We start from the raw sequence: 14342 nt of genomic DNA on the forward strand, positions 1-14342 counted from the left end.
TAAGCTTATTATGGTTATAAATAGCTAACTTTGCGCTATAATATTTATTATGAGATTTTTTGAAGAAAAGCGACGCGAAGTGATGAAGCACATCGAAAAATTCATGCTTGAAAAAAAGGATGAATATTTGAAGCCCGTCGATACCATCTGGCAACCATCTGATTTTTTGCCCGATTCCTCGCGCGATACTTTTTTCAGTGAAATTAAAGAGCTACAAGAAAGCGCCCAGGGTTTATCATATGATTTGATAGCTGTGCTGGTTGGTGATACTATTACCGAAGAAGCTTTGCCAACTTATGAATCATGGTTAACCATGGTTGAGGGCGTATCGCGCAATGAGGATGGTGGCTGGATGCAATGGACCAGGCATTGGACCGGCGAAGAAAACCGTCATGGCGATCTGCTTAATAAATATCTATATCTTTCCGGCCGTGTAAATATGCGGATGATGGAGGTATCAACCCAATATTTAATCTCCGATGGTTTTGATATCGGTACCGGACACGATCCTTACCGTAACTTTATATACACCTCTTTCCAGGAATTAGCTACTAATGTTTCGCACCGCCGTGTTGCCTCGCAGGCAAAAAAAGACGGTGATACCTTACTATCAAAAATGTGTGGTGTTATAGCCAGTGACGAAGCCCGCCATGCTAAAGCATACAAATATTTTATTGAAAAGATCTTTGAAGTTGACCCTAACGAAGCCATGGTTGCTTTTGAGGACATGATGCGGAAAAAGATAGTAATGCCGGCTCACTTTTTACGTGAGGTTGGTTTAAAAATAGGCCAAACCTTTGGACATTTTACCGATGCGGCACAACGCCTGGGTGTTTACACCGCTATTGACTACGTTGACATTTTAAAAGAACTGATAGAAGACTGGCATATTGAAAGCATGGTTGACCTGAACGAGACCGGCGAGAAAGCCCGCGATTATATCATGAACCTGCCCAACCGTTTATTGCGGGTTGCCGACAGGATGAAAAATCCGGGACTTGAATATAAGTTCAGCTGGATAAACGGGTAGATTGAGGTTAAAGGCGAAAGGTAAAAGCTGAAAGGTAGCTGCATTTTTATATCGGCACTAATGGGGTTGCTTATTCCTCCTTTTCTACTTTGAAACCTGGCTTTTGATAATCTTTTGGTTTATAATCATCGGGGATCTGGATGGTGTTTCCGTCTCGTAATGCGGTGTAATGCGGTGACATGATCTCCACGCCGGCCTCGTTAAACTTATCTTGTATATTTTGATGAAGGTTTGAGTATATAACTGCCATTTTATGCGATAACGAGGTATATGCATTTACCTGGTAAGTAACGTTAAAATCATTCAGATCAGTTTGTAAAACAAAAGGCTTGGGCTCGGCTAGTATCCCATCGGTAGCCAGGGCAGCATCAATCATCAAACCATGTATAATATGCCACGGAGCATCATACCCTATAGTTATGCTGGTATGCAATATCAATCCCAAATTCTTTGATGATGTGGTGTAATTAACCACAGCCCCACCCAATATTGTAGAATTTGGAACAGTTATATCTTCATTTTTTATGGTGCGGATGCGGGTTATCAATAAGTTTTTCTCTACTACATCGCCCGTAATTTCCCCAACCTTTACCCGGTCGCCAATTTTAAATGGTCGCATATAAGTAAGTACTAACCCCGCAACCATATTTGAAATGGCCGAAGATGAACCAAAAGAAAAAAGCACGCCCAAAAAAACGGTTACTCCCTGGAAGATCTTTGAATCTGAACCTGGCAAATAGGGGAAGATCACCACGAACATAAAGGCATAAAGTAAAACCCTTATGATGTTATAAGTGGGTATTGCCCATTCCGGGTAAAAGCCTTTGATAGTAAATGACCCATTTGCAATTTCATCGGCAATAAATTTTATCAGCTTAACAATATAACGGGTCACCAAAAAAATAACTGCTATAGTTAATAAATTGGGGATATAATGAAAAATGCTCAGCAGTATAGCCTTTACCGGGTTTATTACATAACCAAGCAGCTCAGTGGCAATAGGCTTTGTCCACGGGAAAATCAAAAATGCTACAGGCAACGCCAGGTATATCAGCAGTATTATAACCAGTAAGCGTAAAACACGCATTGCGCTTGTGATGAATGGCAAAACCTTGTTTGCATAGCCTACCGGGGCGCCCTGCTCGCCTAATTTGGCTATCCTGCTTTCCCATGCTTTCAACAGTTTTGCGTTTAACCACCTGAATGCCTTTTTAACCAGCCATATCAGCAGCAGCAATGCAAATAAAACGGCAATAGCTTCAAGTATGCTGATTATAACATCTTTAACACTGTTGTTTTTAAATACGTTGCCCAGTCGTTTTTTTAAAATATTAAGATAATTTGCAGCAAGCTGAGGCCTGTCCAGCTCAGAGAATTTAGCGTCAGCACTATTAACAGCCATTATTAATTGCGATTTATAGCTGATTATGGATATTACCGAATCGCTTTTTAATACCAGCGAATCCGGATTAAAATCAAACCGCGATATAATATCGCTTAGGCGCTTGCTTACAATTTGGGCCCGCTCTTTAGGCTGAAATAAGCCCTGGCCGGTGTAAAATTTAAAAAGGGTATCCTGGTTCACAATTACAGGTTCGCCTGAATTGAGAGCAGGTTTTTGCGCTTTTGCAATAAATACCGAAAGCAATAAAAATAAAATAAGGTAAGGATGGCGTAGCATAGGCATGTTTTTCTGTTTAAAGCTACTAAAAAATGTTATCCTTCTAAAACCAGCGTTATTTTGCCATCTTTTGCCAGTTCTTCAAAAAGTGCGTTTAATATTGATTCGAGGGTAAGGGAATTTACATCATCAACATAATGCTCTGAACGGGTTATAAGCAGTCCCGTCCCTTTTATTTCAATGCGGAACAAAAAGCCTTCATAAATTTCAGGCTCCGAAATTTCGACTGCACCATCTTTATTTTCAATTATAAAGCTGATATCGCTTTGTTTTTGCTGTTGGAACAACGGATTTAACTTTTGCTGCAGTAATGTTAGCAGTTGATCTGTTGTAATGGTTTTATGGAGATCTAAGATTTTCATAGGAGATGTGTTACTTAAATAATTACAAGCACCGGCTAATATTGTTTCGATATTGTAATATCAGCTTATAATTCTCCGGCTTTTTGCTTTAAGCCTTCTGCTTTCCGATCAAATACCGGATATTTACTTATCAAACATCAACTTTATGAAATATAAATTATTGGGCCGGTCAGGCCTTAAAGTTTCGGAATTATGCCTGGGCACCATGGGTTTTGGCACTGAAGGCGGCTGGGGCGCGGATAAGGAAACAAGTTTTGCTATTATGGATGCTTTTGCCGAAGCCGGCGGCAATTTTTTAGATACTGCCAATGTTTATAAGCTGGGAACCAGTGAAAAAATAATAGGCGAATACATCAGCAACCACGACCGCGATTACTTTGTATTGGCCACCAAATATTCCTTAAAGGATAATTTAACCAACCCTAATGCATCAGGCAATAACCGCAAAAATATGATGCGGAGTGTTGAGGAAAGCCTTAAGCGATTAAAAACTGATTTTATTGATGTGCTTTACCTGCATATTTGGGATGATATAACCCCAATTGATGAGGTATTACGGGCAATGGATGATTTAATTAAACAGGGTAAAGTAAATTATGCCGCTATAAGCGATACGCCTGCATGGGTTGTTGCCAAAGGCAATACCCTTGCCCAGCTGATGGGTTGGAGCCAGTTTGTAGCCCTGCAGGTTGAATACAGCCTGCTTGCCCGTACACCCGAACGTGAGCTGATCCCTATGGCTAAACATTTCGGCATTACTGTTACCCCCTGGGCGCCATTGGGCGGCGGGGCTTTAACGGGCAAATACCTTAGAGGCGAGGATGGCAGAATAAAGGCAGAAAGCGTACGCCGGAATGACAGGAGCACCGATATTACAAAGGCTGTAGTTGCCATTGCAGATGAACTGGGCATCTCGGCTAGTAACGTTGCTTTAAAGTGGACCACTCAGCAAGGCTTTTCATCTATCCCTATTGTAGGTGCAACAAAAATAAGCCAGCTTGAAGATAACCTTAAAACTGTTGACGCTGAATTAAGCAAAGCCCACTTGCAAAAGCTGGATGAAGTAAGCGCTATCCAATTGGGTTTCCCCGGCGATTTTTTCAGGGAAGAGGCAGTTAAGACAAATACCTTCGGTGGATTTTACGATAAGGTAGAAAAGCGTGTTTAATTAAAAAGTGCCTTATTTACCCGAAAACCCTTGTTTTAGAGCCTGAGCTTTTAAACAAGGGTTTTTTTGTCCGGGTGATAAGGTTTAGGGACTTCATAAAATTAATACTAAAACAGCCATAAGCAACACCGTATTTTCACCCAATTTTATTGGGTGTTTTCCGCAAAGTTTTTGCGTATAATCCGCAATCGTTAACTGTTAATATAGTTTTGTTGAGCAGTAATTAATTATTGATCAATAAGTACTTCAGAGCTATAAGGAATAAATTCTATGGATTTCGTATAAAACTAAAAATGCCCGTTATGTTTTAGCATAACGGGCACGTTTTAAAGTATCAGGAATTTATTTATTTCTGCTCTTCTTCCTGTTTCCGCAGGGTCTCTCAGAGAGGACCCTGCGTTGTGTTTGCAGAAACTTACGATATAGGAGAATGCCGTATACCTAGCAAGCGGCACAGGGTCCCTTTCAGGAGACCCTGCGGGGACAAAACATAAAAAGCCCTGTTGATCTCTCGTTCAACAGGGCTTTAAGTATTCATAAAGTTTTATTTACTTCTGCTCTTCTTCCTCAGGCTTTTTGTTTTCACCTTCGGCTTTGCGGGCTACTATTTTAATTTCACCGGATTCTTTGTCATAATCTATTTCCATGGTGTCGCCTTCGGCCAACTCACCTTTTAAGATCTCTTCGGCAATCGGGTCTTCCAGGTATTTCTGGATGGCACGTTTTAACGGGCGTGCACCAAATTGTGCATCATATCCTTTGTCGGCAATAAACTCTTTAGCGCCTAGGGTAAGCTCAATTTTGTAACCCAAAATGTTAACCCTGTTAAACAGGAAGCCTAATTCAATATCAATGATCTTGAAGATCTCGTCTTTACCTAATGAGTTAAATACAATTACATCATCAATACGGTTCAGAAACTCGGGAGCAAAGGCACGTTTAAGCGCGTTTTCAATTACCCCTCTTGAATGTGAATCGGCCTGGACGGTTTTGGCACTGGTAGTAAAACCAACACCTTGTCCAAAATCCTTCAACTGGCGTGCGCCAATGTTCGAAGTCATGATAATAATGGTGTTCCTGAAATCAACCTTACGACCTAATGAGTCGGTTAGCTGGCCTTCATCAAGCACTTGTAACAGTATATTAAATACATCAGGGTGTGCTTTTTCAATTTCATCAAGCAATACCACTGCGTAAGGCTTGCGGCGTACCTTTTCGGTAAGCTGTCCGCCTTCTTCATAACCCACATAGCCCGGAGGCGCTCCAACCAAACGCGATACGGCGAATTTCTCCATGTATTCGCTCATGTCAATCTGGATCAGTGCATCCTCGGTATCAAACATAAAACGGGCGAGCTCTTTGGCAAGCTCTGTTTTACCAACACCGGTAGGGCCCAGGAATATAAACGAGCCTATTGGTTTTTTAGGGTCTTTTAACCCAGCACGGGTACGTTGTATAGCACGGGTTAACTTTTTAATAGCATCTTCCTGGCCAATAATTTTACTGGCAACGGTATCGGCCATATTCAACAGCTTAAGGCTGTCGGCCTGTCCAACACGCTGAACCGGGATTCCGGTCATCATAGATACTACTTCGGCAACATTATCTTCGGTAACTGTATAACGTTTTGATTTTGTTTCAGCTTCCCAAATGGCCTTAGCCTGCTCCAATTCTTCAAGCAAATGCTTTTCAGTATCGCGCAGCTTGGCAGCTTCTTCGTATTTCTGACTGCGTACAACCTTGTTTTTCTCAACCTTTATCAGCTCGATCTTTTGCTCAATATCCAGAATGTTTTGCGGCACATGGATATTGGTTAAGTGAACGCGCGATCCTGATTCATCCAAAGCATCAATAGCCTTGTCCGGTAAAAAACGATCGGTTATATACCTGGTAGTTAAATTCACACAGGCGTTTATAGCTTCAGGTGTATAAGTAACGCCATGGTGCTCTTCGTATTTTTCTTTGATCCTGTTCAGAATCTCGATGGTTTCATCAGGAGTAGCCGGTTCAACCATTACCTTTTGGAAACGGCGATCCAGAGCGCCATCTTTTTCAATGTACTGGCGGTATTCATCTAAAGTTGTTGCGCCAATGCACTGGATCTCGCCACGTGCCAAAGCCGGTTTAAACATATTTGATGCATCAAGCGAGCCTGATGCGCCACCTGCGCCAACTATGGTATGGATCTCATCGATAAATAAAATAACGTCGGGCGATTTTTCCAGCTCGTTCATTACCGCTTTCATGCGTTCTTCAAACTGGCCGCGGTATTTTGTACCGGCAACAAGCGAAGCAAGATCTAAAGTAACTACGCGTTTGTTAAACAAAACACGCGATACTTTGCGCTGCACAATGCGTAATGCCAAACCTTCGGCAATGGCTGATTTACCAACACCGGGTTCACCAATTAATATTGGGTTATTCTTTTTACGGCGCGAAAGGATCTGCGATACCCTTTCAATTTCTTTTTCGCGGCCTACAATCGGGTCCAGCTTGCCATCTTCGGCAGCTTTGGTTAAATCGCGGCCAAAGTTGTCAAGTACAGGCGTCTTTGATTTAATGTCTGATACTTTTTTAGGCTGACTGAATGACTCTTCTTCTTTAAAATCGTCATCCCCTCCGGTTGGTGATCCGGGCATCTCGTCGGTTACATCGTTTTTATGCGATTCTACCTCGCTTTTAAAAATTTCGTAATTCACGTTAAACTGCATTAAAATTTGTGATGCGATATTGTCCTCATCGCGAAGTATGGAAAGCAGTAAATGCTCGGTTCCTATTACATCGCTTTTAAAAATTTTAGCTTCCAGGTAGGTGATCTTTAATACTTTTTCTGCCTGTTTGGTTAACGGGATACTGCCAATATGTACGTTTGTTCCAATAGTCCCTTTCACAGCATCCTCAACAGAACGCCTTAATTTAGCTGTATCAACAGTTAATTCCTTTAATAATTTAATTGCAACACCATCCCCATCCCTTATCAATCCCAGCAAAAGGTGCTCCGTACCAATATAATCATGCCCCAGGCGCAAGGCCTCTTCTCTGCTATATTGTATAACGTCTTTAACCCGTGGCGAAAATTTAGCTTCCATATATATCCTTCCGATTTATGAACGTCCTAATGTATTAAATTGTTTCAATAATCAGTCCGTGTTGTTTTACACATATCAACAATATTATTGCCAAGTTTTTAAGTTATACCTAAAGCAGACACTACTGTGATAATCCATTTACAAAACTTAAATTTTGTTTAGCAATTTTATAAATAAAACACACAACCACAATAGATTTTATAAAAAAAACGTGGATTTATATGTTTTTGATATAATTATGATGAAATAGTTTAATAATATATACGCTTGTCACCCCAATAAGGTGACAGTGGCAGTAAAATAAAGTAATTATATGACATTAAGGCATGGGGGGTAGAGATTAGAGACCGGAGATTAGAGATTAGGAAAAGTTAGTGGTTGATTAGGTGAGTGGTTGATTAGGTTTGATTGGTTTGATTGGTTCGGTTAGAAAGGTCTTATCGTTACACTTTCATGCAATAAAATGGCAACGGGGTTGCCGCCAATGCTATCGGCCCGGATGCCGGTTATTTTCTCCGGCGAGTTTGCGAATGCGTCGCCATTTTTAATTATTATGGTTGATTTTTTTAAAACAACGGTATCTGTGTTATTTTGAGCAGCCTCTTTTGTGGAATTTTTTCCTGAATTGGGACGACACGATATGATGATACCTGGCGCGGGGATAACACCAACAACGGCAGAAATCTTCAGAGTAGCTATTGACAACAATGGCAAAAAATCGGAACACGCTGATTATAAATTAATTACATCGAAGTATTCAAAAATGTAAATTTTGTATCCATTGATTATCAATTACTTACATTTTTAAGTAAAATCAAATATTTGATAATCAGCATGTTTCACAGCGTTCCACGCCGCTCCGCGGAAAAATGGAACGCTTTGCCGGCTGGATTATTGACCAGGCTGTTTGCTCAAAGTCAAGCTTCCATATTTGGTTTACACGGTAGCAGTCAACTTAATCAACAATAAATAACCTATTCAACTTAATCAAGTTTTACTAATTTAGCCACTTGATTACCGTGATTAACTAATCACTAAATCACCCATTTACTAAATCACCAATTAAAAGATATGGCAGACGAGAAGATAATTTTTTCGATGGCAGGTGTAAGCAAAGTTTACCCGCCGCAAAAAACAGTATTAAAAAACATTTACCTGTCGTTTTTCTATGGCGCCAAAATAGGGGTTATCGGTTTAAACGGCTCTGGTAAATCGTCCCTGTTAAAAATTATAGCCGGGATAGATAAAACAAATATTGGCGAAGTGGTTTTTTCGCCGGGATATACCGTAGGCTACCTGAGCCAGGAACCTGAGCTTGACCCAAATAAAACGGTAAAAGAAGTAGTTGAAGAAGGAGTAGCTGAAACCACCGCCTTATTAAAGGAATACGAAGACATCAACGAGAAATTCGGACTGGAAGAGTATTATGGCGATGCCGATAAAATGGATAAGCTGATGAGCCGCCAGGGCGAGCTGCAGGATAAAATTGATGCGGTGAATGCATGGGAGCTTGATGTTAAGCTGGAACGTGCAATGGATGCACTGCGCTGTCCTGATCCGGATGCTAAAATTTCCGTTTTATCAGGTGGTGAACGCCGCCGCGTGGCTTTGTGCCGCCTGTTATTGCAGGAGCCGGATGTGTTATTGCTTGATGAGCCTACCAATCACCTGGATGCGGAATCGATAGACTGGCTGGAGCAGCATTTAAAACAATACAAAGGAACCGTTATAGCCGTAACCCACGACCGCTACTTTTTGGATAACGTGGCCGGATGGATCCTGGAATTGGACAGGGGAGAGGGAATCCCGTGGAAAGGAAATTATTCTTCATGGCTTGATCAGAAGGCTAAACGCCTTGCACAGGAAGATAAAACGGAAAGCAAACGCCAGAAAGCTTTGGAACGCGAATTGGAATGGGTGCGAATGGGACCGAAAGGCCGCCATACCAAATCAAAAGCGCGTTTATCAAACTATGACAAATTAGCATCGGAAGAGACAAAAGACAGGGAAGAAAAACTGGAATTGTTTATTCCGCCGGGCCCGCGTTTGGGGAATATAGTGATTGAGGCCAATGGAGTAAGTAAATCATACGGAGATAAATTATTATTTGATAACCTGAGCTTTTCTTTGCCTCCCGCCGGTATAGTGGGGATTATTGGCCCCAATGGCGCCGGTAAAACTACGCTGTTCCGCCTGATAACAGGGCAGGATCAGCCGGATGCAGGTACCTTCCGAGTTGGTGAAACCGTTGCCCTTGGCTATGTAGATCAGTTGCACGATGATCTTGACCCTAATAAATCTGTTTGGGAAAATGTAACCGGTGGGCTGGAAACTATTATGGTGGGTAACCGCCCGCTTAACTCGCGTGCTTATGTGTCGCGCTTTAACTTTAACGGAGCTGATCAGCAGAAAAAAGTAGGTGTTTTATCAGGTGGCGAGCGGAATCGTGTGCACCTTTCTATCACCCTGAAAAAAGGCTCGAATGTTTTATTGCTGGATGAGCCTACCAATGATATTGACGTAAATACTTTACGTGCATTAGAAGAGGCACTTGAAAACTTTGGCGGCTGCGCAGTAGTGATCAGTCACGATAGGTGGTTTTTAGACAGGATCTGTACGCACATCCTTGCTTTTGAAGGCAACAGCCAGGTCTACTTTTTTGAAGGGAATTATTCTGATTATGAAGAGAACCGCAAGAAACGTTTGGGTGATGTTGCGCCGAAAAGGATCAAGTATAAGAAGCTGACAGTGTAAGTTGACCTTACAGATTTACGAAGTTTTTAAAACTTCGTAAATCTTTGTAAATGCCACTCATATCCGGGTGGCTTTTTGTTTTTATAGATCATGGTATTATATTGCATCAACCTAACATATAATCATGGCAAATACCTATACCCAAATTCATATTCAATGTGTAATGGCGGTAAAATACCGGAATTCCCTTATACAACCACATTGGAAAGATCAGCTCCAAAAATACATTACCGGCATCACGCAAAATTATGGGCATAAAATGCTGGCCATAAATAATATGCCAGATCATTTGCATATGTTCTTCGGATTCAGGCCGAATCAGTCTCTTTCGGATTTAATGCGGATTGTAAAGAGCGAATCAACAAAATGGATCAATGATAAGCAATTTACTCCGGCCATTTTCAACTGGCAGGAGGGGTATGGTGCATTTTCTTATTCGCGTTCACAGGTAACGAAGGTTACCGAATATGTGTTGAACCAGGAAGAGCATCATCGTAAAAAAACATTTTTAGAGGAATACCAACAATTTTTAGAGCAGTTTGAGGTGGAATATGATGAACGTTATATTTTTAAATTGCCAGAGTAGAGGCGTGATGACTGAGCATTTTGTATAGGTTTCGCACCTACGGAGCGCAAAAAACTCATTCTTTTTTTTCTACCAATATTGGGCTCCTAAAGGAGCCGCTAGTATTGGCTATGATTTGAGAATGAAATTGGATAGTTAAGCGTATTTAACTTACTTAGAGACGCCATAGGAGCCGCTTGCATTGACTATAATTTGAGAATGAAATTGGATAGTTAAGCGTATTTAACTTGCTTAGAGACACCATAGGAGCCGCTTGCATTGGCTATAATTTGAGAATGAAATTGGATAGCTAAGCCTATTTAAACTTGCTTAGAGACACCATAGGTGTCAAATATTGGTAGAAAAACGTAGCGAAAAAGATAGTTCGTGCCGTAGGTACGAAACCTATGCGTTATGCATTTTGGTATTAAAATATCAAACAATTGCGTTTAGGCATATCGTACAGGTGTTGCCCCCACAGAAAAAAATATTTCGCTATTTTTTTCTACCAATATTGGGCTCCTAAAGGAGCTGCTTGCATGGTGGCAATTTAAGAAATGAATAATTAACAATTCCGCTCTTCAACCATCTTATGGCCCCAGTGGGGCCTAATATTGGTAGAAAACAATGAAAAGATTCTTCGTACCATAGGTACGATACCTATACGCTATGCACAACGAGAATATTATCAAACAAAAAATGCCACCCGAAAAACCGGATGGCATTTTTATCAATTAAAATATCTTACCAAACCTTCACCCTATCCTTTTCATCCCTGTACATTTTATCACCCGGCTTAATACCGAATGCGTTATAAAATGCCGGCATGTTTGATAACGGTCCATTTACCCTGTACATTTCGGGTGAGTGCGGATCAAGACTTATTCGCATCCGCATGGTTTCATCCCTGCTTTTAACCCGCCATACCTGGGCATATGAAAGGAAAAAACGCTGATCGGGCGTAAAGCCATCAATCTTTTTATCGCTTTTGCCTTCTGGGGTGTTTTTAAATGCCTGATAAGCAATTGCAAGGCCGCCAATATCCGCAAGGTTTTCGCCCTGTGTCAGGCTGCCATTAACATGCAGGTTGTTTAAAACGGTAAACTGGTTATACTGGTCAATCATTACCTGCGCTTTACTTTTAAATTTGGCGGCGTCTTCTTTGGTCCACCAGTCTTTAAGGTTGCCATCCTTATCGTACTGTCTGCCCTGATCATCAAAGCCGTGGGTCATTTCGTGACCTATAACTGCACCTATAGCGCCGTAGTTAACAGCATCATCTGCATCCTTATCAAAAAACGGGAACTGCAAGATCCCGGCCGGGAATACAATTTCATTAAAGCTTGGGTTATAATAGGCATTTACGGTTGGCGGTGTCATTCCCCATCTTGTTTTATCAACGGGTTTGCCAATTTTATCCATCATCTCCTTATAGTCATGCTTGTATATCGATTGCATATTACTATAGTAAGCGTCCTTGCTGATCTCCACATCGTCATACTTTTTCCACTTATCCGGGTAACCAATTTTTTTGGTAAAAGCCGCTAGTTTTTCAAGGGCATGTTTTTTGGTTTCAGCGCTCATCCAGTCTAGTTTTTCTATCCTGTCTTTATAAACTGCTATCAGGTTATTTACCAAAGCTAGCATGCGCGATTTAGCATCCGGTGTAAAATATTTCTCAACATAAAGCTGCCCCAACAATTCACCAAGGCCACCATCAACATTATCGGTAATAGTTTTCCAACGATCCCTTGGTTGTTTTTGCCCATTAAGGATTCTACCATTAAAGTCGAAATTGGCAGCCCTGAAACTTTTGCTCAGGTAAGTTGAAGCGTTATCTAATGCAGTAAAGGTCAATTTATCTTTCCAAACTTCAATGGGCTGAGTTTTAAGCAAGCTGTCCAAAGCTTTTAAATAAGCAGGCTGCCCTACTAACACTGTATCAGCCTTTAAGCCTAAATGGCTAAATAATTCTTTCAGGTCGATATCAAGTACTTGTTTTTGCAGATCGGTTACAGTGAATTTGTTATAGTTTCTAACCGGGTCGCGCAGTTCGGTAGGGGTAAGGTGTGATTTGGCAATTTGTGTTTCCAGCTGTAATATTGCCGCTGCCTTTTTACTTGCTGTTGCCGCATCAGTACCCGTTAAAGTGAATAATTTGGTAATGTATTTTAAATATTCGGCCCTTATTTTAACTGTTGCTGAGTCTGTATTAAAATAATAGTCCCTGTTTGGCAAATTCAGACCGGCCTGGTCAAAATGGGCAATGTTTTGAGTACTTATCCTGTCATCAGAGGATACATAGAAGCCCAGCAGAAATCCACTTCCGTCCTTGTAACCATCTGCTGCCAGGTATAGCAGGTCTTTATAGTTTTTAACGGCATTTATTTTTGCCAGCAAAGGTTTAACCGGCTCATAACCTAATTTTTCAATGGCAACGGTGTCCATCCCGCTGGTATAAAGATCAGCTACTTTTTGCCCGGGGCTGCCTTTAGCATTGTCTTGTTTGGCAGCATCTTCTAAAATTGAATGAAGATTTTTTTCATTATCATCACCTAAAGTATAAAAAGAACCCCAGCCGGTTTCAGATGGCGGGATCTGTGTTTTTTTCATCCAGGTGCCACTGGCATATAAAAAGAAATTGTCGCCCGGCTTTGCGGTAGTGTCCATTCCTGTTTTATCAAAAAACACGGTGCGTTTTGGTACATCTGACGAAGCGTCTTTTTGATGCTGTTTACAACCCACCGCAATAACTGCCGGTACGGCAAACAAAAGGTATTTTACAAATTTCATTGGTTTAGTTTTGTTATTTTATCAATAAATGTATCAGTAAATATTTAATTTTTATAATAATGATAATGTAAATGGCCTGTAGCTATGAAATTATTATTTCAGCGAATGCATTTTGATTGCATTTATTTCACTTTGTTACACTATCCCCATAAAAGAATTATTTTTTTGACTTGCTGTATCGATTTTCAGTTACAGGCACGTTAAAAAACGCAACCTGTTAATATTCAGCTAAATGTTAACAAATAAATCACATTGTATTGACGTTTATATGGAACGTTATCACTTATTTTTATAGACCGTAAAAAGGTCAGCTAAAATTTAACCCTAAAAATAAATTTATGACCTGGAGAAAATTTAGCGGCGAGATCATTAATTCGCCCATTTTAGAAGAAGTAGAAAAGGCCATTGAACGGGAAGCTGCCCTTGGCAACAAGCTGAAAGTTTGTATCGGTACCGATTCGCAGGTAAAAGGAGCTGTCACTGATTTTGCAACTGTAATTGTTTTTTTGCGTGAGCAGAGGGGAGGATTTATGTTTATCCACCAGGAACGCACCTCGCAAAAAATGAGCATTAAGGAAAGAATGCTTTCTGAAGTGCAGAAATCAATTGATATTGCCTACAAGCTTTGCGACCTGCTGGACCTGTATGATGTTGACCTGGAAGTGCATGCCGACATTAATACCAACCCAATGTTTAAATCAAACCAGGCTTTGCACGAGGCTATGGGCTACATTTTAAGCATGGGCTTTGTATTTAAAGCCAAGCCCGAAGCATTTGCCAGTTCATACTGCGCAAATAAAATGGTTCAGTAAAATTGCGGAAAAGAGTTGCGGTGTATCTATATTTGATATTTATATGGAAGAAGAGCCAGGAACCAAGAAGTCAAGAATCAAGAGAGGA

The 14342-nt window shown here is 40.8% G+C and carries 10 protein-coding genes; 5 read left to right on the forward strand and 5 right to left on the reverse strand.

Going from position 1 to position 14342, the window contains the following annotated elements; translation table 11 throughout:
* Positions 1-49: 49 nt before the first annotated feature.
* The gene (locus BUE31_RS16805; RefSeq protein ID WP_073405004.1) at positions 50-1030 is read left to right on the forward strand and encodes an acyl-ACP desaturase; all 981 of its coding nucleotides are present in this window, start codon (positions 50-52) and stop codon (positions 1028-1030) included.
* 70 nt (positions 1031-1100) lie between these two features.
* Here the strand turns inward: BUE31_RS16805 and BUE31_RS16810 are convergent, their stop codons facing one another.
* Positions 1101-2717: a mechanosensitive ion channel family protein gene (locus BUE31_RS16810; RefSeq protein ID WP_073405005.1), complete on the reverse strand. Its 1617-nt coding sequence runs from the start codon at positions 2715-2717 to the stop codon at positions 1101-1103.
* 29 nt (positions 2718-2746) lie between these two features.
* Positions 2747-3073: a hypothetical protein gene (locus tag BUE31_RS16815; RefSeq protein ID WP_073405006.1), complete on the reverse strand. Its 327-nt coding sequence runs from the start codon at positions 3071-3073 to the stop codon at positions 2747-2749.
* Positions 3074-3218: 145 nt separating this feature from the next.
* Between BUE31_RS16815 and BUE31_RS16820 the strand changes: the two genes are divergently transcribed.
* Complete coding sequence (locus BUE31_RS16820; protein ID WP_073405007.1) at positions 3219-4241, forward strand: aldo/keto reductase; 1023 nt, start codon at positions 3219-3221, stop codon at positions 4239-4241.
* A gap of 548 nt (positions 4242-4789) precedes the next feature.
* Here the strand turns inward: BUE31_RS16820 and BUE31_RS16825 are convergent.
* Positions 4790-7330: an ATP-dependent Clp protease ATP-binding subunit gene (locus tag BUE31_RS16825; protein WP_073405008.1), complete on the reverse strand. Its 2541-nt coding sequence runs from the start codon at positions 7328-7330 to the stop codon at positions 4790-4792.
* Between the two features lie 426 nt (positions 7331-7756).
* Entirely contained in the window at positions 7757-8035 is a 279-nt protein-coding gene (locus BUE31_RS16830; RefSeq protein WP_073405009.1) for a hypothetical protein, read from the reverse strand.
* 366 nt (positions 8036-8401) lie between these two features.
* On the opposite strand from BUE31_RS16830, the gene ettA reads away from it, so the two are divergent.
* Positions 8402-10084 (forward strand): energy-dependent translational throttle protein EttA, encoded by a 1683-nt coding sequence (gene ettA / locus BUE31_RS16835; protein ID WP_073405010.1) that lies wholly within the window; start codon positions 8402-8404, stop codon positions 10082-10084.
* A 124-nt stretch (positions 10085-10208) separates the two neighbouring features.
* Positions 10209-10670, forward strand: a complete 462-nt coding sequence (gene tnpA, locus BUE31_RS16840) for an IS200/IS605 family transposase (protein WP_073405011.1) — start codon at positions 10209-10211, stop codon at positions 10668-10670.
* Between the two features lie 723 nt (positions 10671-11393).
* On the opposite strand, the gene BUE31_RS16845 is transcribed toward tnpA, so the two are convergent.
* The gene (locus tag BUE31_RS16845) at positions 11394-13442 is read right to left on the reverse strand and encodes a M13 family metallopeptidase (RefSeq protein WP_073405012.1); all 2049 of its coding nucleotides are present in this window, start codon (positions 13440-13442) and stop codon (positions 11394-11396) included.
* Positions 13443-13780: 338 nt separating this feature from the next.
* Between BUE31_RS16845 and BUE31_RS16850 the strand changes: the two genes are divergently transcribed.
* Positions 13781-14254 carry a ribonuclease H-like YkuK family protein gene (locus tag BUE31_RS16850; RefSeq protein WP_073405013.1) on the forward strand — a complete coding sequence of 158 codons (474 nt, stop codon included), beginning with the start codon at positions 13781-13783 and terminating at the stop codon, positions 14252-14254.
* Positions 14255-14342: the final 88 nt, after the last annotated feature.

The organism is Mucilaginibacter sp. OK098, assembly GCF_900142915.1.
Taxonomy (GTDB): domain Bacteria; phylum Bacteroidota; class Bacteroidia; order Sphingobacteriales; family Sphingobacteriaceae; genus Mucilaginibacter.